The organism is Williamsia sp. z34, from assembly GCF_059553395.1.
Window position 1 is genome coordinate 518,134 of record NZ_JCANWW010000004.1, and the last position, 21,447, is coordinate 539,580.

The window sequence follows — 21,447 nt, forward strand, 5'->3', positions numbered from 1 at the left end:
GTTACCTGGCGGTAGACAACCTACCAATGTTTCTTGTCAGCCTTCGACTGATCCGAATAGTTGCCGATCCGAAGGTTCTGCGACAATCGCCGGATCCCGGCGGTCGCCGGACCCACCCTCGGCCAGGTCTTCCTCCCGGATGAGGTGCTCGAAGGCCTGCAGATTCTTCAGCGACTCACCCCGCGACACCCGCCACGCCCATTCGCGGCGGATCGAGGTGATGAACCCGATTTCCAGCAGCACGTTGAAATCGCCGTCGGCGGCCTCGAGCGCCTGGCCGAGTAGCCGGTCCAGTTCGTCCGGGGTGATCGATTCTGCCGAATGCCTGCCAACCAGATAGATGTCGCCGGCGTTGTCCAGGGTGTACGCCATCCCGTACAGGCGGCGGTTGCGCTTGAGCATCCACCGATAGACGCCCTCGTGGTTCTCGTCGGGCTTCCGGCAGACGAACGCCTCCAAACGCAGGCCGTGCGACCCGGTCGTGAGGAGCACCGTGGTCTTGAGTTTCTTCTCCCCCGGCAGTTCGACCACAAAGTGGTCGGCCCCGCTGCCACCGGAATCCTTTCGGCCATAGGTGAACTCGCGGCCCTTGAGAAAGTCCTCAACGAGCAGGCTCAGGTCAGAGGTGACATCTGCGGTCATGCGCGCACTCCATTTCGTCGTCCGGCAAAGCGGCGGGCAATCCGGGAAAGCGGCCGGGCGTCGGTTTCTGCAACGCCCGCGGCGCCGCGTGGCGCCAACGGATACTGCCCACGGAATGTGCCGATGGCTCGGCTGTAGCTGTCGAGTAGCTGATCCGCGGTGTGGTCCCACGAGAATTTCTGTGCGTGGACGTGGGCGGCCGCACCCATCCGGGTCAGCAACTCCGGATCATCGAGCAGACGTCCGAGTTCCGCGCTCCAGTGATCGACGTCGTGCCCGGAGACCAGAACGCCGGTGACACCGTTGTGCACCGCGACACCCAGACCACCGACGTCGGCGGCGATAACCGGCACGCCGACCGCCTGCGCCTCGATCGCGACAAGACCGAAGCTTTCCGAATAGCTCGGCACCGCAACCAGATCCGATGCCCGATACACGCCGGCAAGACGCTCGGGCGACTGCGGCGGGATGAACGTCACCGACGCTTCCACACCCAGCTCGCGGGCCAACTCGATGAGCAAGGTCGGCCGCTGCAGCCCCGAACCCGACGGCCCGCCTGCGATCAGGACCCGGAGTTTGCGACCGCCCGCCAGACCCCGGCGGATCAGCGGCGCAGCCGCGCGCACCAGGATGTCCGGCGCCTTGAGCGGTTGGATCCGGCCGACGAACGTCACGACGACCTCTTCGGGATCGAGCCCGAGGGACAGCCGGGCCTCGGTCCGCGATCCCGGGGTGTAGCAGTCGAGGTCCGCGCCGGGTGTCACCACGTCGATGCGCGAACGATCCGCGTGATGAATCGAGACGAGTTGCTGCGCTTCGGTTTCGGTGTTGACGATGAGACGATCCGCCTCGTCGACGACCTGCTGTTCGCCGACCTGCCGCAACGGCGGTTCCGGGGTGTCCCCATCGGCGAGGGAGGCGTTCTTCACCGCGGCGAGCGTGTGTGCGGTGTGCACCAGCGGTACCGCCCACCGGTCGCGCGCCAGCCAGCCCACCTGCCCGGACAGCCAGTAGTGCGAGTGAACCAGGTCGTAGTATCCGGCCGGACGTCCGGCCTCGGCGCGCAGCACCCCGGCGGTGAAAGCGCACAGCTGGGTGGGCAGATCCCGCTTGTCGAGGCCTTCGAACGGTCCGGCCACCACGTTGCGGACGGTCACACCGGGTGCCGCCAACACCATCGGCTCATCCGCGGAAGATGTTGCCCGGGTGAAGATCTCGACCTCGACACCACGTTGCGCGAGACGTTTGGCGGTCTGCCAGACGTAGACGTTCATCCCACCGGCGTCACCGACACCGGGCTGGGCCAGCGGCGAGGTGTGCACGGAGATCAGCGCCACCCGATGCGGGACGGGTAAATCGTTGTGCGCGTTCACCGGAGCGCTCCCGCGGTGGCGGTCACGAACTCGCGCACCTGCGAGGCAAAGCGTGCCGGGTCTTCGACGAAGGGCGCGTGTTTCGCGCCGTCCCAATACCGGGTGTGCGCACCGGGCACCAGGGTTTCGACGTGCTGGGCGCAGGAGATGTCGACGACCGGGTCGGCGGTGCCGTGGATGAGGAGCACCTGGCCGTCGTAGCCGGCGATCACGTCGTCGTAGGAGGCGCTGCGCCCGAACAGTCCGGCCCGGACCGCCGGTGGGACGGTCAGCGATGTGCCGAGGAACTGTTGCGCGAGCGCACCCTGCTCCGCCGGGACCAGCCCGTCGACGAAGGCCAACAGCGCCGCGGTGGCGACGGGGGCGTCCTCGGAGAAGGCGGCGGGCAGTGCCGCCCGCATCGCAGGCCCGACCCGGCCACCGCCTTCACCGCGCCCCATCGAGGTGATCGCGCCGACCAGGATCAGCCCGGCCGGATCAGTCGCAGCGGAATCCTGCTCGGCGCGGTAGTTCAGGTAGTCACCGATCACCAGCCCGCCGTACGACCAGCCGAGCAGGAAGACCTGCTGATCGCCGGTCACCTCGGCATCGAGAACGGCGGCGATGTCGCCGCCGAAGTCTTCAGCGGTCAGGTGGTCGTCTGTGGGCACCGCGGAATCCCCGTGGCCACGCAGGTCGATCGCGATGACCCGGTAGTCCGCGGACAGGTCGTCGACCAGCGCGTCCCCCCACGATCGAGATGACTGCGCCCACCCGTGGATCAGCACCACCACCGGGGCATTGTCGTTGCCCGACGAGCCGGCCGTGCGGTAGCTGATCTGCGTGCCGTCGCCCGCCCGGACCTGACCCGTGGAAGTACCCATGGGTCCACACTAATCGTGTGGGCAGGACAGGGTTCCGCCCGCCGACGCGCTCCGGAGTTTGTCCGACTGTGGAGGCGACTTACGAGGTGAGTTCGGCGACGAGGGCCTCCACCTTCGCCCGGATCTCGTCGCGGATGGGCCGAACGGCGTCGAGGCCCTGCCCGGCCGGATCGTCGAGGACCCAGTCGCGGTAGCTCGTGCCGGGGAAGATCGGGCAGGTATCGCCGCAGCCCATGGTGATCACCACGTCGGACGCCTCCGCGGCATCGGCGGTGAGGATCTTCGGCTGCTGCGCGGAGATGTCGATACCCACCTCGGCCATCGCCGCGACCGCGGCCGGGTTGACCCGGTCGGCAGGGGCGCTACCCGCGGAGCGGACCTCGATCCGGTCACCGGCGAGCGCCGTGAGGAATCCGGCGGCCATCTGGGAGCGGCCGGCGTTGTGGACGCAGACGAACAGCACACTCGACATCGACATTCAGCGGCCTTTCTGTGGGACAGAGATCGTGGGTGTGAAGCGCTTTCGCAGGACGAGCGAGACGTACACGAGGCCGACGAGCACCGGCACCTCGATCAGCGGCCCGACCACGCCCGCGAGGGCCTGCCCGGAGGCGGCGCCGTAGGTGGCGATCGCGACGGCGATGGCGAGCTCGAAGTTGTTGCCCGCCGCGGTGAACGCGAGCGTGGTGGTCCGCTCGTAGCCCAGTCCGATGGCCGCCCCGAGGAGGAAGCCGCCGCCCCACATGATCGCGAAGTAGACCAGAAGTGGGATCGCGATCCGGACGACGTCGACCGGCTTCGAGGTGATCTGTTCACCCTGCAGCGCGAAGAGGATCACGATCGTGAACAGCAATCCGTACAGCGCCCATGGCCCGATGCGGGGCAGGAACCTCGACTCGTACCAGTCGCGGCCCTTGGCCTTCTCGCCGTAGCGGCGGGTGAGGAACCCCGCCAACAGTGGGATGCCGAGGAAGGTCAGTACCGATTTGGCGATCTGCCACGGTGAGGTGTCGATGTTGGTCTGCTCCAAACCCAGCCAACCGGGCAGTACCGACAGATAGAACCAGCCGAGCACGGCGAACATGACGACCTGGAACACCGAGTTGATCGCGACCAGAACCGCGGCGGCCTCCCGGTCGCCGCAGGCCAGGTCGTTCCAGATGATGACCATCGCGATGCAGCGGGCCAGGCCGACGATGATCAGTCCGGTTCGATATTCGGGCAGGTCGGACAGGAAGATCCAGGCCAGCGCGAACATCAGGGCCGGACCGAGGATCCAGTTCAGCGCCAGCGAACCGAGAAGGAGTTTGCGGTCGCCGGTGACGGAGTCGAGGCGGTCATAGCGGACCTTCGCCAGGACCGGATACATCATGATCAGCAGACCGAGGGCGATCGGCAGGGAGATGCCGTCGATCTCCACCGCGCCGAGCACGTCGTCCAGGCCGGGAATCATCCGGCCGAGCAGCAGTCCGGCAACCATCGCGACGCCGATCCACACCGGCAGGTAGCGGTCGAGCGTGGAGAGCTTGCCGACGACGGCGGGCGAGGCGGTTCGGGTCTCGCTCATGCTGTGACCTCCGCGCACACCGATGACGGCAATGCGGGCTCGACGTCGGCGAGCAGGACCGAGGACAACTGCGACAGCGCGGAGGAGATCACCCGGTAGTAGACCCACGTCCCGCGCCGCTCGCAGTCGAGCAGCCCGGCCTCGCGGAGCACCTTCAGGTGATGCGAGATGGTCGGCTGTGACAGATCGAACGACCCGGAGATGTCACAGACGCAGGCCTCTCCCCCGACGTGGGAGGCGATCAGCGACAACAGTCGCAACCGGACGGGATCGCCGAGTGCCTTGAACATCCGGGCGAGGTCGGTGGCCCAGTCCGCGGTGAGCGGTTCGCGCACCAGCGGGGAACAACAGGCATCGTCGGGCGACCCTTGATTCGACATGCGTCAATATTGACAGATATCGAATCAGCATGAAAGCGGCCTGGAGGTGTACGCGATACCTGGACACCCACACACCCCACCCAGGGAATGAACCGGACCGCAGTCCGGTTATATCGTACGTATCGTCCACCTGCTTCGAAGGAGCCAGCCATGCCAGCCGTGACCGCAGACACCTTGAACCTGCCCCGCATCGCCGGCCCCACCGCGGTCGACACCGAACGTCCCGTTCGGTCGGTGACCACCGGCCCCCGCGGATACGAGGGCGAAGGGTTCCCCGTCGTCCGGGCGTTTGCGGGCGCCTCGAAGACCGACCTCGACCCGTTTGTGCACATGGACCAAATGGGCGAGGTCGAGTACCAGCCCGGCGAGCCGCGCGGCACGAACTGGCATCCCCACCGCGGCTTCGAGACCGTGACCTACATGATCGACGGGCGCTTCCAGCACCAGGACTCGCACGGCGGCGGCGGTTTGATCTCGGACGGCGCCACCCAGTGGATGACCGCCGGCTCGGGCATCCTGCACATCGAGACCCCACCGGCCGAGCTGGTGGAAAGCGGTGGTCTGTTCCACGGCGTCCAGCTGTGGGTGAATCTGCCCGCAGCCGAGAAGATGTCCGATCCGGGATACCAGTCGATCGAGGGCAAGCAGGCAACGCTGCTCAGCTCGGCCGATGGTGGTGCCCTGGTGCGCATCATCGCCGGCGACATCGACGGCCATCGCGGTCCGGGCTCGACCCGCACGCCGATCACGTTGGCGCACGCCACCATCGAGCCGGGCGCCGAGCTCGATCTACCGTGGAACCGAGACTTCAACGCCCTGGTGTACGTATTGTCCGGGCGTGGGACCGTGGGCCCGGTCGACAACCCGATCCAGCAGGGCCAACTGGCCGTCCTCGGACCCGGCGACCGGATCTCCATCTCGGCAGCAGCACATCAGGATTCGAACCGGCCCGCGCTCGAGGTGTTGCTGCTCGGCGGGCGTCCGATCCGTGAACCGGTGTTCCAGTACGGGCCGTTCGTGATGAACACCAAGGCGCAGCTGATCGAGGCGATGGACGATTTCAACGCAGGCAAGTTCGGTCAGATCCCGCCCGGCGCGCTGATGCCGCACACCTCGGTCGGCCAACAGAACTGACGTACCGATGAGATCGTGGAACCCGAAACCTCGGGTTCCACGATTTCGTGCTGCACCCGGGCACCAGGAAGGACGTCACCGTGAACGACTCGGAATTCTGGCCGGCGGTCGACAAACACCTCATCCGTTACGGAGGGGCGTTCACACCGCGGATCATCGAGCGCGCACATGGCAGTTACGTGTACGACAGCGACGGCAACGCCATCCTCGATTTCACGTCCGGCCAGATGAGTTCCGTCCTGGGACACTGCCATCCAGAGGTCGCCGCAACGGTGGCCACTGCGATGAACGGCCTCGATCACCTCTTCAGCGGCATGCTCAGCCGCCCGGTTGTGGAGTTCGCCGGCGCTCTGTCGGACACGCTGCCGACCGGCCTGGACAAGGTGATGCTGTTGTCGACCGGTGCCGAATCGAACGAGGCGGCACTGAAGATCGCCAAGCTCCACACCGGCAAGTACGAGATCGTCTCGTTCGACCGATCGTGGCACGGGATGACCTCCGGCGCCGCCGCTGCCACCTACTCGGCCGGCCGCAAGGGCTACGGACCGCCGGTACCCGGAAACTTCACTCTGCCGACACCTAACGCGTACCGCTCGGTTTTCCGCACACCGCGCGGTGACCATGACTGGCAGGCCGAGCTCGACTACGGCTTCTCCCTCATCGATCAGCAGTCCACCGGCAGCCTTGCGGCCTGCATCGTCGAACCCATCGTCTCGTCCGGCGGACTCATCGATCTGCCGGTCGGCTACCTGACGGCACTCAAGGCCAAATGTGGTGAGCGGGGCATGCTTCTGATCGCCGACGAGGCGCAGACCGGACTCGGCCGCACCGGCATGATGTACGCCTTCGAACGCGACGGGGCGGTGCCCGACATCCTGACGCTGTCGAAGACACTCGGCGCCGGACTTCCGGTGGCAGCGGTGATCACCTCGGAGGAGATCGAATCCTGTTGCCACGAGCGCGGTTTTCTCTTCTTCACCACCCACGTGTCCGATCCCCTGGCGGCAGCCGTGGCCGGGACCGTCCTGAACATCGTGCTGCGCGACGACCTCGTCTCGCGTGCCGAAACCGCAGGCAAGCGCCTACGTGGCCACCTCTTGGAACTGCAGTCGCGACACGACGTGATCGGCGACGTCCGCGGGCGAGGGCTGTTCTGCGGCATCGAACTCGTCGCCGACCGAACCACCAAGGCGCCCGCCGAGCAACTGGGTCAGGCCGTCACCGACGCCTGCCTCGCCCACGGGCTGCACATGAACATCGTCCAGCTCCCCGGAATGGGTGGCATCTTCCGGCTGGCGCCACCACTGACCATCAGCGACAGCGACCTCGATCGCGGAATCGACATCCTCGACACCGCCCTGACGGAGATCACCCAACCCCGGCCGCAGTGACCAAGTGGCCGGAAACGGTTCGAGCAAAACCAGGCGCCCCGTGGTGCTGTCGCCTGTTCCACCAATCAACTGGAACGGGCGACAGCACCACACGTTTCACACTATGGAGTTGTCAATTTGCATGCGCGGTCCCGACGAGAGCTCGGGTGCGCCAAGGGAAGACAGTGATGTCAGATCAGGCTGCGAGAGTGAGAGTTCGCCGATTGTAGGCCGGTAAATGTTTTCGCTGCGGATCTATACCCGCGGGCGGGATCATCCACGGATGGCCGTCCGATCCCATGATCACGTCCCAGTCGGTGTTGTGCACCGCCATATGACAGGTGCGGCACAACAAACACCCGTTCTCCAACGTGGTGGCACCACCGTCGACGAAGTGCACGATGTGATGGCAGTCCGACCAGCCGGCCTGGGCACCACACTTGATGCAGCAGGTGTCACGGATGATGATCGCTTTGCGCACCAATCCCTTGAACAGTCGCTTTGGCGGACTCAAATCGACCGGGACTTCCTGCCCATCGAGGGTGACCGACGTGATCGACGAATCACACGCCAACATCGCGGCAGTCGCCTCGGTAATCGGACCCATCCACGCCAGCGACGCAGCCTCGGGATGATCAGCAGGAACAGTCACGTTCACCTCGGTCCGCGGCGCCGACACCAAGGTCTGTCCGCCCCCACCGCAATCCAACAACTGATGCAACGCATCAGCGCGCCGCTGGGTCGGAGATCGCGGATCATCGGAACCATCCGGTTCAGGACGAGCTCTGGACCAGAAGTCCAACGCGGAGAACAACTTTTCTCCGATCACCGCATCCACATCGAACGTCCCGACACAACGGCCCTCACGGACTTTGTATTCGAGACTGTTCAACGACCGGTCCTCGGCCGGCGGCGGCCCACCGGTGTCCTCGGCAATCTCGTTGCCCAATGCTCGGGCTGCGGCGCTGATCTCCGCCGGCGGCGCTCCGGAGATGGCGTGGTTCAACAGTTTCCGCTCGAACCCGACCTGCTGCTCAGTGGTGATCGGATCCTCAGACCGGCCAACGACATGTGCCACCCCCTTGACCACCGCATCGACATGCTCGGAGGACAAGAAGCCATCCCGTGAATACCCGGCCGTACGATCCAGACCCGCCAGTCCTGGTCCGATCCGCAACCATCGATACGCCGATGCCGGTGCCGCACCATTGGCCTGCAACAACTTTGACGTCGTTGACCCCGCCGTACGGGCGATCCCCGACTCGTCGATCACCGCCGCACACACCGCCAGCTGATGCTCAGTGGCGTTGCGCAGCGTGATCAGATCCTTCACCACACCCAGCGCTGCGTTGGCGTCGTCGGGTATCGGCAAGTCGACGAGATCGTCGACCATCTCGAGAAGTCGCATGGCACAGCACCTTCCAAGGAGAGAACACAAAACTGGGGGTGTCGACCGGAGTGTCTCTGCGGGGAAGGCGTCAGATACGTGATGCGTGTGGCCGATTGACTCCACCATACCGATTCGAACGCATGTTCGCAAGCAATTTGTCAAATTGGTTTGATCTGCGGCTTGGCGTGGGTCAATTGCAACGTGCCCAAACTCTTCGCACGGAGCCCGGAACAGTTCTGCCCAAGTATTGGGGGGACTCGGGTCGAAAGTTCTCTGCGCCAATAACTCTCAGGCCACTGGCAGATTGGGGACATTCGACTTCTGCAGCAATCCTTCCCGGTCGCGCTGAGCGTTGCGGAGTCAGTGACCCATCAACACGACGAAGAGTCGACTCCGGTTGCCATCGTTTGCCAACACAAGCGTTTCACTGTCCGGCGGCAGCCCGGCGTAGTCGTCGAGATCGAGGGCTGTGTTGATGCTGCACAGAACTTGGGTGGCATCTGAGCATGCGAATCCCACGTCCTGAAGGCGACCCCCACCTTCGAAAGATGCTTCGCCACAGTCCATGCTGCGAAAGGCAGGGAAGTCTGGATTGGCGCCTGCCAGGGCTTCGACATTGGCAAAGTCACCGTTGGCCCCGTCATACCGGCCGAAATAGGTATTCTTCCCGCTGAAGCCGACCCGATCCTCGATCATTTGTCCGAACCGGTACTCCTCGGGAATCGTGACTCCGGTTTCGTTGAGCGCGTCTTGAGCGTCACTCTCGCCGATCTCGTATTCGCCGACTTCAACCTCCCCGCAGCCGGACATTGCGCTGACCGCTACCGCTGTTACCACCAGCACGCCGGCGACCCTGGTCGCACCCCACCCCATGTTCATCCACACATGGTGCCACTGCTCGATCCAATTGCTAACAACCGAATCGCCTGAAGGGGTAGAGAATCTCACACCGTCAAACCGGGCCGTTCGGGTGATCGGCTCACCGTCCGAGTCGGTGCCGGCGATCCCTACGCCAGGGTGAGAAAGAGTTTTTCGAGCTCAGCCTCGGTCAGTGGCGCCTGGGTGCCATCTTCGGCGTTGATGCACTGTCGCATCCCCGATGCGACGATTTTGAAGCCGGCACGATCGAGGGCGCGGGAGACCGCTGCGAGCTGGGTGACCACATCTTTGCAGTCACGGCCGGCCTCGATCATGGTGATCACCCCGGCCAGTTGACCCTGCGCCCTACGCAGACGGTTCAACACTGCCGCCATCGTCTCTTCGTCACCGATCACTTTTCACGTCCTTCTCCTGTTGCCCCTATCACACAATACCCCAGGGGGTACCGGTCGAGCAGGGTGCGCGGTTGACCAACCATACCCCCATGGGTATGTTCGAGCGCAGTCCCACGATACCCATGGGGGTATCTGCTTCCCGGGCCGAAGGAGTTTTCGCAGGATGACCGGCACCACACCCACCGACAGCAAAACTGACTCACCACCGACCCGGACCGCCGGCGTACTCGGGCGCTGGGGCGCGGCGATGGCGGGCCGATCCCGCCTGGTCTTCGGCGTCTGGCTGGTGGTGCTGATCGGACTGGGTGCAGCGGCGCCAACGGTGTTCTCTTCCCTGGCCGGCGCCGGATGGCAGGCGAACGGTTCGGAGTCGGTGCAGGTACGCGAACTGGCGCAGCAGCATTTCGGCGGGAATTCCTCGGCCGCGGTCCAGGTCGTCATCCACTCCGACCGCGAGACCATCGACAGTCCGACCATGCAGAACACGATCTCCGAGGCCACCGCGGTCTTCCACGGCGACTCGCGGTTCGGAGAGATCATCCCGCCCGCGCCGGGCATGACCATCAGCCCGGATCAGCACACCGGCATCCTGCTCGCCGGCGCGAACGCGAACACGGACGACATGGTCCGGGCGGTCGATGACGTCAAGGAAGAACTGACGAGTTTGTCGGGTGACGGTATCGAGGTCTACCCCACCGGCGCGTCGGCATTGTGGAGCGATTTCAACAAGGCCAACCACGACGCGATGATCAAGGCCGAATTGTTCTCCTGGCCAGTGACCCTGGCCATCATGGTCCTCGCGTTCGGGTCGCTCGTGGCGGCCGGATTGCCCTTGCTGTTGACCATTGCCGGCCTGGTCGCGTCGGCTGGAGGTCTGGTCCTTCTCAACCAGATCACGCCGATCTCGGTGTGGGCCATGAACTTTGCGATGATGTTCGCACTAGCGCTGGGCATCGACTACGCACTGTTCATCGTGTCCCGGTTCCGCGACGCGCTCAAACATCATTCGACGAAGGCGCAGGCTGTTGCCGAAACGATGGACACCGCGGGCAAAGCCGTTGTCCTGTCCGGCATCACCGTCCTGGTGAGTCTGTCCGCGGTCTTGCTGGTACCCGCGCCTGCGGTCCGGACGATGGCCATCGGGATCATGCTCGCCGTGACGTTTGTCCTCGCGGCGACCCTGACCCTGCTGCCCGCCACGCTGGGCGCACTCGGCCTCAAGGTCAATGCCGCGTCACTGCCGTATGCCAAAAGCCAGCAACACCGTTCACCGTTGTTCGCTCGCTGGGGCAAGACCCTGCATGATCATCCCTGGCCTTTTGCACTGGGCTCGCTGGCGATACTCATCGCGCTGGCGATACCGGTGATCGGACTCAAGGTCGCCATGCCATCGATCGCGGTGGTGCCCGAGGATGCCCCGGTGCGACAGGGCTACGAGCTGGTTCAGCAGCAGATGGGTGAGGGCGCACCCGGCATGCTGCAGATCATCGCGCCGGCGGCCGCGGCAGAGCAGGTGACGACGGCTGCGACCGAGGCCGCGGGGATCGACATGGTCACGCCCCCGCAACCGGCACCGGACGGCACCGACCACGTGATGCTGCAGGCGCTGCCCTCCGTGGACCCCTCAGACGCACAGATGTCGACAATCGTGTCCGATCTACGCGACGCACTGCCCGCAGATGCCCTCGTCGGTGGCGCGCCGGCAGAGAATCTCGATCTGCAACAGGCCCTGAACGACTACTTCCCCCTGATCGTCGGCGTCATCCTGGTCCTGGGGTTCGTGCTCCTGCTGGTTGCGTTGCAGGCACCGCTGATCGCCGTGATCGGCACCCTGGTCAGTCTCCTGTCCACCGCAGCCGCATTCGGTGTCGCGAAGCTGATCTTCCAGGACGGACACCTCTCCGGCCTGCTCGGCTTCACACCGCAGGGGTTCCTCGACGGCTGGGGACCGGTGTTCTTCTTCGCGATGATCTTCGCCATCGCCATGGACTACACCGTCTTCCTGCTCGCCACCGCCAAGGAGCACTTCGAGCGCACCGGTGACCCCGACACCGCTCAGATCGACGGGATGGCGCACTCCGGCCGCATCATCCTGGCCGCGGCGGCGGTCATGGTCGCAGTGTTCTTCACATTCGCGTTCGCAGAACCTTTGCCACCCAAGGAAATGGGGATCATCCTGGGTGTGGCGGTACTTCTCGACGCAGTCCTGATCCGGCTGATGCTGCTGCCGGCCCTGCTCCGATTGACCGGACGGGCGGCCTGGTGGTCACCGGCCTGGCTTCGGCGGGTCCTGCCCTCGATTTCGTTCTCCCACTGAACGAAACGAAAGGAATCAACGATGAACATCCAGACGTCACCCAGCCGGCCATGGACCATCGAACGAGTGGTCCCGCTCCTTGCCGGGACCGTGGTCCTGGTGAGCTTGGTTCTGGCAACCACCCTCTCGACGTGGTGGCTGCTCCTGACCGCATTCGTAGCGGTGAATCTGTTGCTCTACAGCATCGTGGGCTGGTGCCCGGCGAGCCTGATCATGCACCGCCTGGGACTCCCCCGACAGTGCGAACTGCGTTGAGCAACCTCCCCCCATCCATCCATACTGATAGGAGAATCACTGTGTCACTTGCCATCTCAACCGTTCTGAAGGTTCCGTTCGAAGAAGCCGTCACCAAGACCCGTCAGGCCCTGGCCGAACAGGGCTTCGGCATCCTCACCGAGATCAACGTCAAAGCGACCATGAAGACCAAACTCGACGAGGACATGGAGGACTACCTGATCCTGGGCTCGTGCAATCCGACGCTGGCCCACCGGGCCCTCGGAGTCGACCGTCAGATCGGATTGCTGTTGCCGTGCAACGTCGTCGTGCGCGCACACCCCGGCGACCCGGCGTCCACGATCATCGAGGCGATGAACCCGAACCTGATGGTCGAGGTGTCCGGCGACGCCGACCTCGAGCCGGTCGCCCGGGAAGCGACGGTGAAACTCCAGACGGCCATCACCGCACTGAACGGACAGCCGACAACGTGAGTCCGAAATAGCCAACATGTCGATTGATGGTTGACACAAGGCGCAGGATGTCTCACGCTTGAGACATGTCCACCAAAGTGTCGCACGCGGCGACGTTCGTGCCGCGCTCCGGCGACACCTGGCGCGACCCCTGGTCGATGTATGCCGACCTCCGCGACCACGACCCCGTCCATCGCGTTCGATCAGCCGATCCCGACCGCGATTTCTGGGTGCTGACCCGCCACGCCGACGTCTCGCAGGCCGCCGACGACTGGCGGACGTTCACCTCCACCGGCGGTCTGACGATGACCTACGGCGAGTTGGAGAGCATCGGGCTGACCGACAATCCACCGATGGTGATGCAGGATCCGCCGATCCACACCGATTTCCGCAAGCTGGTGTCCCGCGGGTTCACACCCAAACAGGTGCACGAGATCGAACCGGCGGTGCGGGAATTCGTCCGGTCCAGGATCGATGCGCTGGCCGAATCCGGCGGCGGCGACATCGTCGCCGATCTCTACAAACCGTTGCCGTCCATGGTTGTTGCGCACTACCTCGGAGTTCCCGAATCGGACCGGAAGGCATTCGACGGATGGACCGAGGCGATCGTCGGCGTCGACACGTCCGACCTGAGCAAGGCCGGCGAGACCGCCACCGCCGCAGTACTGGAGATGATGGCCTATTTCGGCACGCTCATCTCATACCGGCGCACACACCCCGGAGATGACACCATCTCCCACCTGGTGGATGCAGGCGTAGGCGGGGACGACAGCACTGAGGGGTTGCTGTCGATCCTCGCCTTCACCTTCACCATGGTTGCCGGCGGCAACGACACCACCACCGGAGTTCTCGGTGGCGCAACGGAATTGCTCGCCGAGCATCCGGATCAGCGGGCGGCACTGGTCGAGAACCCGGACCTCGTCGACGATGCGGTCGACGAGTTCCTGCGTCTGACCTCACCGGTGCAGGGCCTGGCCCGCACCACCACCACCGACGCCGTGTTCGGTGACCACACCATCCCGGCGGGTCGCAAGGTTCTGCTCTGTTACGGCTCTGCCAACCGGGATCCACGAGCATTCGGCGACGACGCGGACCGTCTCGACATCGCGCGTCGTCCACGCCAGATCCTGACTTTCAGCCGTGGCGCCCATTACTGTCTCGGGGCTGCCGCGGCGCGGATGCAGAGCCGGGTGGCACTGACCGAACTGCTCGCCCGTTGTCCCGAGTTCACCGTCGATCCCGGATCGATTTCCTACGCCACCGGCAACTACGTGCGCCGGCCGACCACCATGCACCTGACCGTCGGCCCATGAGCCGCAAGTCTCCCGAAACCACTCGACATCCCGAGACGACCCCGAGTCCGGATTGGCTCGGTCCCAGCCGCACCGAGGCCGCCGCGGCCCGCATCCTCGATGTCGCGAGTGATCTGTTCGTCACCCGCGGGATCGCCGCGGTGAACATGAACCAGATCGCAGCCGCCGCCGGCTGCTCCAGGGCCACCCTCTACCGCTACTTCGCGTCCCGTTCCGACCTGCTCCTGGCCTATGTCGAACGCGGGGCCCGCGCGATCTCGGCAGCGGTGGCCGCACGCATCGCCGACCTGGACGACGTCGGCGAACGCATCACCGAAGCCATCCTGACCTCGGTGGAAGCGGTCCGCGCCGACCCGGTCATGTACAGCTGGTTCAGTCCGGAGGCCGCCGGACTGGCCGGCGCGATGGGCGCCGAATCCGAACTCGTCAATCAGACCGCCGTCGAAATGCTGGCCGGGGAGACGTCCTCATCCGAGGCCGAGGTCGCCCTGCAGGCCCGGTTCATCGTCCGAATCGTGATCTCCCTGCTGACCACGCCAGGTGCCGACGCCGACGAGGAACGCGAGATCGTCGAACGGTTCGTCACGCCAGCGATCGTCAATCGATACTGATTTTCACAAGTTGTCGGTAACGGTTATCATTAACATCTGTTAGATGGTCCCCGCGCACATCAGCCCTGCGCGGAACACCGTCCATTGATGCGAAAGGTCCCGTGATGGCAACTTGGTCCCGACTCCTAGGGGTCACCACCGCCCTGACCCTCGCCGTCGGCGTGGCCGCCGGATGTTCCTCGGACGACGGTGGAACCACCGCGGACGGCAAGGTCTCCGTGGTGGCATCGACCAACGTCTGGGGTTCGGTGGCGCAGGCCGTCGGCGGTGAGCACGCCGAGGTCACCTCGCTCTACACCTCACCCGACGGCGATCCGCACGAGTTCGAGGCGAGCGCCAAGGACACCGCCAAGGTTGCCGACGCCGGTGTCGTGGTCCTCAACGGCGGTCACTACGACGCCTACATGGAGGCCGCGGCCAAGAACTCGAAAGCGATCGTGGTCAACGCCTTCGACATCATGGAAGGCGATGAACACGCAAGCGACGATCACTCCGCGGATGACCACGGCGGCGACCACGCCGAAGATGATCACAGCCACGCTCCCGGCGCGGTGAACGAACATGTCTTCTACAACCTGACCGTCGTCGGACAGGTCGCCGACAGCATTGCAAATGCGTTGTCCGAGAAGGACAGTGCCAATACCCAGTACTTCCGCGAGAACGCCGCGGCATTCAACGAGCAGATCGACGGGCTGCGCGGCGAACTGGCCGCCATCAAGGCCGCGGACCCCGGTGCGAAAGTGGTCCAGACCGAACCACTGGCCGGGTACCTGCTGGCCGAGGCCGGACTCGACGACATCACCCCCGCCGGATTGCAGGATGCGGTCGAGGCCGGGCAGTCCCCGTCGGCCCGCGACGTCGCCGCGACCCAGGAATTGATCGCCGACCGCCAGGCCCGTGTCCTGATCTACAACACCCAGGCCGTGGACGACGGAACAAAAGCCTTGCTGGCCATAGCCGAGAAGGCAGGTGTTCCCGTCGTCGACATCACCGAGACCTTCCCGACCGGCACGACGGATTACATCGAATGGCAGCGGGCTAATGTTGAGGCACTGTCGTCGGCCCTGGCGGCCGGCGCAACCAGCACTTCTCGATGAGGCAATCGATCACATGACCCAGCCCGAACCGGCATCCGCGCCACCGCCCCAAGTAGCCGATCAACGCGTTGCCGACGGCCTGAAAACCGTGCATCAGACCGCAGGCCGGGGTGCGGCGGTCACGATCACAGGTGCGCGTTTGTCGTTCGGGCAGCGGGTCCTGTGGGATCACTTCGACCTCACGGTGGCGCGCGGTGAGTTCATCGCCATCCTCGGACCCAACGGCTCGGGTAAGACCTCGCTCCTGAAAACACTTCTCGGCAAATACACTTTGGATGCCGGAACGGTCACCGTCGAGGGTCGCGGACTGCGCAGTGGTGACAGCAGAGTCGGCTACATCCCCCAGCAACAGACCCACGACGAGGGCGTGCCGCTGCGCGGCCGGGACCTCGTCGGTCTCGGTGTCGACGGCCAGGCCTGGGGTCTGGGATTTCGCAATCGCAAGCGGCGCAACGCACTTGTCGACGACGCCATCGCGCAGGTCGACGCCCGCGACTTCGCCGATGCACCGCTGGGCCTGCTCAGTGGTGGTGAACAGCAGCGCCTTCGCGTCGCGCAGGCATTGTCGGGCAACCCCGCGGTCCTGCTCTGCGACGAACCGTTGCTGAGCCTGGATCCGGCCAACCAGAGTCGCGTCGCCGCACTCATCGACCGTCGCCGCCGCGATCACGGCACCGCGGTGCTGTTCGTGACGCACGAGATCAACCCCATCCTGCCGTATGTCGACCGGGTGGTGTACCTCGTCGACGGCCGCTTCCGGATCGGCACACCGGCCGAGGTCATGACGTCCGAAACACTGAGCGAGCTGTACCAGACCCGGGTCGATGTCCTACGCGTCCAGGACCGGCTCGTTGTCGTCGGCGCCGACGAATCGGCCTGCCACGGTGACCATTCGTCCACACCGTCAACCGAGGTATCCGAGTGAGCACCAGCTGGTCCGACCTGTTCGATTTCGCCGAGACCGCCAATCTGCTCTCCTACGACTTCGTGCAGCAGGCATTGCTCGCCACCGCGCTGCTCGGCATCCTCGGCGGGGTCCTGGGGCCGATGGTGGTCAGCCGCCAGATGGCATTCGCCGTGCACGGTACCGCCGAACTGACATTCACCGGCGCGGCCGCCGCCTTGTTGCTGGGGATCAGCGTGAACCTCGGCGGACTGATCGGCGCCATCATCGCCTCGATGATCTTCGGGCTCCTGGGCAACCGGGTCCGAGAACGTGATTCGGTCATCGGCGTGGTGATGGCCTTCGGACTGGGATTGGGTGTGCTGTTCATCGCCCTATACGGCCGCACCGGCGCGGGCTTCAACCTGCTCACCGGGCAGGCGGTGACCGCCGGAGCCCAGGGGGTCGCGGCCGTTGTCATCACCACGATCGTCGTGGTTGTCGTGATGGCGATCATCTACCGTCCGCTGCTGTTCGCCAGCACCGATCCCCGGGTCGCCGAGGCCCGCGGCGTGCCGATGCGGTTGCTGTCGGTGGTCTTTGCCGTCCTGCTCGGTGCCGCGGTGGCACAGAGCGTCCAGATCATCGGTGCACTGCTGGTGATGTCGCTGATCATCACACCGGCCGCCGCCGCGATGCGGGTGTCATCGAATCCCACGGCTGTCCTCGGGCTCTCGATCCTGTTCGCGGAAATCGCGGCGATCGCCGGAATCATCCTGTCGCTGGCACCCGGACTGCCTCCATCGGTGTTCGTCACCTCGATCTCGTTTGCGATTTATATGGTCTGCCGGGTGGTCGGCACACGACGGTCCCGCAACGCCGGCCGGAGCACAACGCAGGCAGATACCGAACGCGTACCCGCCCCGACCCCCGGAAAGTAGGCCGATCGGCCGTTCCCTTCGACCGCCCACGTCACCTAGGCTCTGACCCAGCCGCTGCGTTCCGATCCCCGTTGTTCGATCGCCCGCGGCCATCCGGAAACTTCAGCCAGAGGTGAAGGGCGGGCGGGGTCATGCGCTACCAGCTACTCGGGCCGCTCACGGTGGTCCGGGACGAGAGCGGTGACGCCGGTGCCCGGATCGATCTCGGCTCCCCCAAGCAGCGGACCATCCTCGCGATCCTGCTGATCCACCGCGGCAAAGTGGTCTCGACGGACCGCCTGTGTGACGCGCTCTGGGGTGATCAGGCACCACCGAGCGCGACATCGAGTCTGCAGGCCTACATCTCCAACCTGCGACGGGCCCTGCGCAACGAGGCGGGCACGTCACCGATCCGGCGACAGTCCACCGGGTACATCCTCGATGTGGCCGACTCCGACGTGGACGTCAGCGAGTTCCTCGATCTCGCCAACGCATCCCGTCAGCACGCCGACAACGAGGCCTGGACCGCCGTGCTCGAGACCGCCGACCAGGCCCTGACTCTGTGGCGCGGTGAACTGCTCGACGGACAGGGCGACGAGGACTGGGTGCGGACCGAAGCAGCCGGACTCGAGGAGATCCGTAGCGGCGCTCTGGAGAATCGGATCACCGCGTTGCTCGCGCTGGGCCGGCTGGCGCCGGCGTTGGCGGACGTCGTGTCGCTGCGCAATGCGCAGCCGTACCGGGACCACGGCTGCTGGCTGCACATGCTCGCGCTGCACCGGGCCGGGCGCTCCGCCGAAGCACTCGAGGTGTTCGCCGACCACACCCGGCGTCTCGACACCGACCTCGGTCTCGAACCGAGCGTCGAGATCCGTGATCTGCAGGGCGCGATCCTGCGCCACGATCCGGAACTGGCCGCCTGGCCACGCAAACCGATCTGGTCCGGCGCGGGCGAGCTCCGCACCCCGGAACACCCACCGGTGGTGCAGGTTCCGGCCGGCGCCGAGGTCCCGGCACAGCGCGGCCTGGTCGGGCGCGTCCGGGAACTCGCCGACATCGGCAAGGTGCTCGACGAGGTCATTGCCGGGCAGACGCGCTGGCTGGTGTTCATCGGCCCTCCCGGTATCGGCAAGACCCGCCTTGCCGACGAGGCCGCCCACATCCTGCGGTCGCAGGGTGGACACGCACTCTGGGCCCGCAACCCCGAAGAAGGCGCACCGTCGTGGTGGCCGATCCGTCAGCTGGTCAATGCTCTCGGCGGGCAGCCCGGCGAGGTGCTGGTCACCACCGGCGACGTCGATGCCGATACCGCCCGGTTCACCGTCTACGACCGCGTGCAACTCCTCATCGAACACGCCAGTACCTCACAGCCGATCGCGGTGGTCATCGACGACGTGCAATGGGCTGATTCGATGTCGGTCGGCGCGCTGGCCTCGATGGCCACCGCACTGCACCACCATGCGGTCGCGTTCGTCATCACCCTCCGGGACGGCGAACACCCTCCGGCGCTGGCCCGCCTCCTCAGTGCCGTCGCCCGCGGTACCGGCAATCGCCAGATCCTGGTCCCCGCACTCGACAGGGATGGGGTCGCGGTCCTGGCAAACGAGATCGCCACCGAGGCACTGAACGACGCCGAGGTCGAGACACTCGACAAACGCACCGGCGGAAATCCGCTGTTCGTCTCCGAATACGCCCGGCTACCGGCCGACGAGCGCAGCTCCGGCGAACTCCCGGTCGCCGTGCGATCAGTCCTCGGCCTGCGTCTGGCCGGCCTCGAACCCGCTGTCCTGCAGACACTCCGGACGGCAGCGGTCATCGGCGACACCATCGACATCGCATTGCTGGCACGCACCACCGGCCTCGACATCGATGCGATCGCCGACCACCTCGACGCCGCCGCGGATGACCGCATCATCACCGCGGCACCGGGTACCGACGGTTACGCGTTTGCACACGGCCTGCTCCGCGAAGAGATCCTGGCTCAACTGCCCGCGATGCGACGCAAGCGGACACACGCCAGGGTCGCCGAGATCCTCGGCCACACCGACCGGGCCGAAGCGCTCGGGTGGCGCGCTCATCACCTGATGGCGGCCCTGCCGCTCGTCGAGCCCGAGCAGGCGGTGGCGGCCTGTACCGCTGCTGCGGAAGACTTTGTCGCCCGCTGGAATTCGGAGGCGGCCGCCTACTGGTGGCAGCACGCCCTCACCGCCTACGCATTGCTGCCGGCCGCCGAACAGATCGACGAACGCCGCGACGAGCTGACCGTATCGCTGCTCGAGGCGTTGTCACGGGCCGGCCGCGGCCAGACCGTCCTGGAAACCGTGGAAGCAGCACTGTCCGCCGCAGTTCGCGCCGAGAAGCCCTCCACGGTGGGCAAACTCGCCGGATCACTGCTCCGCTCCGGGGGCGGCTGGCCGTGGGTGTCGCCGGCATCGGATCCGGCACCGCTGTTGGCCCTACTGGCTCGAGCCGAGCTGGCCGTGGCCGACGAACCCGCCGAACGGGCACAGGTCCTCGGCGCACTCAGCGTCGGACACAGTTACCATCCGGACCCCACGCTGGCACCGGAATTGATCAGGAGCGCAGAAGAATTCGCGACGTCAACCGGCGATCCCGACATCATCGCCGAGGTGAAGATGGCCCGGCTGATCACGTTCTCCGGCGTCGCCACACACGCCAGGGAATCCGTCGCGCTGATCAACGAACTGCTGGCACTGAATCATCGCCAGGCCCGCTTCGACGCGGTCATCGCGCATTCGATCGGAACAATGGCGACCTTCACGCTCGGTGACGTCGGGGCCGCCGAACACCACCTCCGGCAAGCCATCGCGGGCAGCGAAGAACTGAACCTGCCGATCTTGCGTGCCCAGCTTCGCTGGATGGAGGTCGTGGTCGCCGTCTGGACGGGCGATTTCGCACGGGCACAACAACATCAGGCGATCGCCAAGCGTGTCCACGAACAGACCGAGCTGTACGAGACCGGGCAGGCCGACATGTCGCTGATGTCGTTGAGCCGAGAACTCGGCAGCCTCAACGACATCGGGACCGTCCGCGCCCGGGAGTGGATCACCGGCGTTGCGGCGAGCCCCGAGGACACGAACATGCGCGGAGTGATCGCCGCCGGTACCGCAGGCATACCCGGGGCGCCGGTGGATCGGACCCTCGCGGCCGCCCTGGTCGCGCAGCGACAGGCCACCTGCGGCGCACACGTCTGGCACACCCTCGGCCACGCAGTCGCTTTGGCGCATGTGGTGGCGGACTTCGAATTGACCGAATACGCAGCCGAATTCATCACCGAACTCGAACCGTTCACCGACCAGATCGGCCTGATCGGCCAGCTGGGCAACATCGGGCCGGTGGCCCTGGCGTTGGGTCGGTTGCACATGCTCACCGGAAACCGGACCGCGGCAAGGGAATCAGTATCGTTGGCAGCGGGCATCGCGGCGCGAACCGGCGGACTGCCCACAGTGTTGCGGTGCCGGGTTCTCGATTGGCAATTGCGCGCCTCGGACGAGCAGGGTCCGGCCGAACTCGACAGCATCGAAGAGCAGGCCACGCTACTGGGCATGGCCGGGGTGAAGAACGACGTGCAGCGCCTGCGCACCGCGCGCTAGTTCACGCGCGGTC

20 protein-coding genes are annotated in these 21,447 nt (G+C 65.6%); 11 read left to right on the top strand and 9 right to left on the bottom strand.

The annotated features are described in order from the left end of the window. Positions 1–36 precede the first annotated feature (36 nt). The 6 genes from AC51GT_RS13485 to AC51GT_RS13510 form a co-directional block, all read right to left on the bottom strand. A complete protein-coding gene (locus AC51GT_RS13485) occupies positions 37–642 on the bottom strand; it encodes a type III secretion system chaperone family protein (protein ID WP_496329076.1) in 606 nt (201 codons plus the stop codon). Further along, positions 639–2,015, bottom strand: a complete 1,377-nt coding sequence (mshA, locus tag AC51GT_RS13490; protein ID WP_496322971.1) for a D-inositol-3-phosphate glycosyltransferase — start codon at positions 2,013–2,015, stop codon at positions 639–641. The genes AC51GT_RS13485 and mshA overlap by 4 nt, the downstream gene beginning before the upstream one ends. Then, positions 2,012–2,878, bottom strand: coding sequence for an alpha/beta fold hydrolase (locus tag AC51GT_RS13495; protein WP_496329077.1), 867 nt, complete (start codon positions 2,876–2,878; stop codon positions 2,012–2,014). The genes mshA and AC51GT_RS13495 overlap by 4 nt, the downstream gene beginning before the upstream one ends. Before the next feature lie 79 nt (positions 2,879–2,957). After that, a complete protein-coding gene (locus tag AC51GT_RS13500; RefSeq protein WP_496329078.1) occupies positions 2,958–3,356 on the bottom strand; it encodes an arsenate reductase ArsC in 399 nt (132 codons plus the stop codon). Then, positions 3,357–4,445: an ACR3 family arsenite efflux transporter gene (gene arsB / locus AC51GT_RS13505; protein WP_496329079.1), complete on the bottom strand. Its 1,089-nt coding sequence runs from the start codon at positions 4,443–4,445 to the stop codon at positions 3,357–3,359. After that, positions 4,442–4,825 (bottom strand): ArsR/SmtB family transcription factor, encoded by a 384-nt coding sequence (locus tag AC51GT_RS13510; RefSeq protein ID WP_496329080.1) that lies wholly within the window; start codon positions 4,823–4,825, stop codon positions 4,442–4,444. Before AC51GT_RS13510 ends, arsB begins: the two co-directional genes overlap by 4 nt. A gap of 150 nt (positions 4,826–4,975) precedes the next feature. On the opposite strand from AC51GT_RS13510, the gene AC51GT_RS13515 reads away from it, so the two are divergent. Together AC51GT_RS13515 and AC51GT_RS13520 are read left to right on the top strand one after the other, a co-directional pair. Continuing rightward, positions 4,976–5,959, top strand: a complete 984-nt coding sequence (locus AC51GT_RS13515; protein ID WP_496322966.1) for a pirin family protein — start codon at positions 4,976–4,978, stop codon at positions 5,957–5,959. Between the two features lie 80 nt (positions 5,960–6,039). Beyond that, a complete protein-coding gene (locus tag AC51GT_RS13520) occupies positions 6,040–7,350 on the top strand; it encodes an aspartate aminotransferase family protein (protein ID WP_496329081.1) in 1,311 nt (436 codons plus the stop codon). Positions 7,351–7,525: 175 nt separating this feature from the next. Here the strand turns inward: AC51GT_RS13520 and AC51GT_RS13525 are convergent, their stop codons facing one another. From AC51GT_RS13525 to AC51GT_RS13535, 3 genes are all read right to left on the bottom strand, one after another. Continuing rightward, a complete protein-coding gene (locus AC51GT_RS13525; RefSeq protein ID WP_496329082.1) occupies positions 7,526–8,737 on the bottom strand; it encodes an HNH endonuclease in 1,212 nt (403 codons plus the stop codon). A 342-nt stretch (positions 8,738–9,079) separates the two neighbouring features. Continuing rightward, positions 9,080–9,598, bottom strand: coding sequence for a hypothetical protein (locus AC51GT_RS13530; RefSeq protein WP_496329083.1), 519 nt, complete (start codon positions 9,596–9,598; stop codon positions 9,080–9,082). A 128-nt stretch (positions 9,599–9,726) separates the two neighbouring features. After that, positions 9,727–9,993 carry a metal-sensitive transcriptional regulator gene (locus AC51GT_RS13535; protein WP_496322962.1) on the bottom strand — a complete coding sequence of 89 codons (267 nt, stop codon included), beginning with the start codon at positions 9,991–9,993 and terminating at the stop codon, positions 9,727–9,729. Between the two features lie 163 nt (positions 9,994–10,156). Between AC51GT_RS13535 and AC51GT_RS13540 the strand changes: the two genes are divergently transcribed. The 9 genes from AC51GT_RS13540 (at position 10,157) to AC51GT_RS13580 (ending at position 21,434) form a co-directional block, all read left to right on the top strand. Next, the gene (locus AC51GT_RS13540; protein ID WP_496329084.1) at positions 10,157–12,310 is read left to right on the top strand and encodes an MMPL family transporter; all 2,154 of its coding nucleotides are present in this window, start codon (positions 10,157–10,159) and stop codon (positions 12,308–12,310) included. 21 nt (positions 12,311–12,331) lie between these two features. Then, on the top strand, positions 12,332–12,565 hold the full coding sequence (locus tag AC51GT_RS13545; protein WP_496329085.1) for a YgaP family membrane protein: 234 nt from the start codon (positions 12,332–12,334) through the stop codon (positions 12,563–12,565). Between the two features lie 41 nt (positions 12,566–12,606). Beyond that, entirely contained in the window at positions 12,607–13,017 is a 411-nt protein-coding gene (locus AC51GT_RS13550) for a DUF302 domain-containing protein (RefSeq protein ID WP_496329086.1), read from the top strand. A 65-nt stretch (positions 13,018–13,082) separates the two neighbouring features. Then, positions 13,083–14,309, top strand: a complete 1,227-nt coding sequence (locus tag AC51GT_RS13555; protein WP_496329087.1) for a cytochrome P450 — start codon at positions 13,083–13,085, stop codon at positions 14,307–14,309. Further along, positions 14,306–14,920, top strand: coding sequence for a TetR/AcrR family transcriptional regulator (locus tag AC51GT_RS13560; protein ID WP_496322957.1), 615 nt, complete (start codon positions 14,306–14,308; stop codon positions 14,918–14,920). The genes AC51GT_RS13555 and AC51GT_RS13560 overlap by 4 nt, the downstream gene beginning before the upstream one ends. A 104-nt stretch (positions 14,921–15,024) precedes the next feature. Continuing rightward, positions 15,025–16,017 carry a metal ABC transporter solute-binding protein, Zn/Mn family gene (locus AC51GT_RS13565; RefSeq protein ID WP_496329088.1) on the top strand — a complete coding sequence of 331 codons (993 nt, stop codon included), beginning with the start codon at positions 15,025–15,027 and terminating at the stop codon, positions 16,015–16,017. Between the two features lie 13 nt (positions 16,018–16,030). Beyond that, a complete protein-coding gene (locus tag AC51GT_RS13570) occupies positions 16,031–16,942 on the top strand; it encodes a metal ABC transporter ATP-binding protein (protein WP_496329089.1) in 912 nt (303 codons plus the stop codon). Next, on the top strand, positions 16,939–17,841 hold the full coding sequence (locus AC51GT_RS13575) for a metal ABC transporter permease (protein ID WP_496329090.1): 903 nt from the start codon (positions 16,939–16,941) through the stop codon (positions 17,839–17,841). Before AC51GT_RS13570 ends, AC51GT_RS13575 begins: the two co-directional genes overlap by 4 nt. 131 nt (positions 17,842–17,972) lie before the next feature. Continuing rightward, positions 17,973–21,434 (top strand): ATP-binding protein, encoded by a 3,462-nt coding sequence (locus AC51GT_RS13580; RefSeq protein WP_496329091.1) that lies wholly within the window; start codon positions 17,973–17,975, stop codon positions 21,432–21,434. Positions 21,435–21,447: the final 13 nt, after the last annotated feature.

What these genes read in the sequence shown, in the direction of transcription:
- AC51GT_RS13570 (WP_496329089.1), top strand. Translation starts at nt 16,031, where the DNA reads ATGACCCAGCCCGAACCGGCATCCGCGCCACCGCCCCAAGTAGCCGAT.
- AC51GT_RS13545 (WP_496329085.1), top strand. Translation starts at nt 12,332, where the DNA reads ATGAACATCCAGACGTCACCCAGCCGGCCATGGACCATCGAACGAGTG.
- AC51GT_RS13540 (WP_496329084.1), top strand. Translation starts at nt 10,157, where the DNA reads ATGACCGGCACCACACCCACCGACAGCAAAACTGACTCACCACCGACC.
- AC51GT_RS13485 (WP_496329076.1), bottom strand. Translation starts at nt 642, where the DNA reads ATGACCGCAGATGTCACCTCTGACCTGAGCCTGCTCGTTGAGGACTTT.
- AC51GT_RS13565 (WP_496329088.1), top strand. Translation starts at nt 15,025, where the DNA reads ATGGCAACTTGGTCCCGACTCCTAGGGGTCACCACCGCCCTGACCCTC.
- AC51GT_RS13500 (WP_496329078.1), bottom strand. Translation starts at nt 3,356, where the DNA reads ATGTCGATGTCGAGTGTGCTGTTCGTCTGCGTCCACAACGCCGGCCGC.
- AC51GT_RS13495 (WP_496329077.1), bottom strand. Translation starts at nt 2,878, where the DNA reads ATGGGTACTTCCACGGGTCAGGTCCGGGCGGGCGACGGCACGCAGATC.
- AC51GT_RS13580 (WP_496329091.1), top strand. Translation starts at nt 17,973, where the DNA reads ATGCGCTACCAGCTACTCGGGCCGCTCACGGTGGTCCGGGACGAGAGC.
- AC51GT_RS13515 (WP_496322966.1), top strand. Translation starts at nt 4,976, where the DNA reads ATGCCAGCCGTGACCGCAGACACCTTGAACCTGCCCCGCATCGCCGGC.
- AC51GT_RS13560 (WP_496322957.1), top strand. Translation starts at nt 14,306, where the DNA reads ATGAGCCGCAAGTCTCCCGAAACCACTCGACATCCCGAGACGACCCCG.
- AC51GT_RS13510 (WP_496329080.1), bottom strand. Translation starts at nt 4,825, where the DNA reads ATGTCGAATCAAGGGTCGCCCGACGATGCCTGTTGTTCCCCGCTGGTG.
- AC51GT_RS13525 (WP_496329082.1), bottom strand. Translation starts at nt 8,737, where the DNA reads ATGCGACTTCTCGAGATGGTCGACGATCTCGTCGACTTGCCGATACCC.
- AC51GT_RS13530 (WP_496329083.1), bottom strand. Translation starts at nt 9,598, where the DNA reads ATGAACATGGGGTGGGGTGCGACCAGGGTCGCCGGCGTGCTGGTGGTA.
- arsB (WP_496329079.1), bottom strand. Translation starts at nt 4,445, where the DNA reads ATGAGCGAGACCCGAACCGCCTCGCCCGCCGTCGTCGGCAAGCTCTCC.
- AC51GT_RS13555 (WP_496329087.1), top strand. Translation starts at nt 13,083, where the DNA reads ATGTCCACCAAAGTGTCGCACGCGGCGACGTTCGTGCCGCGCTCCGGC.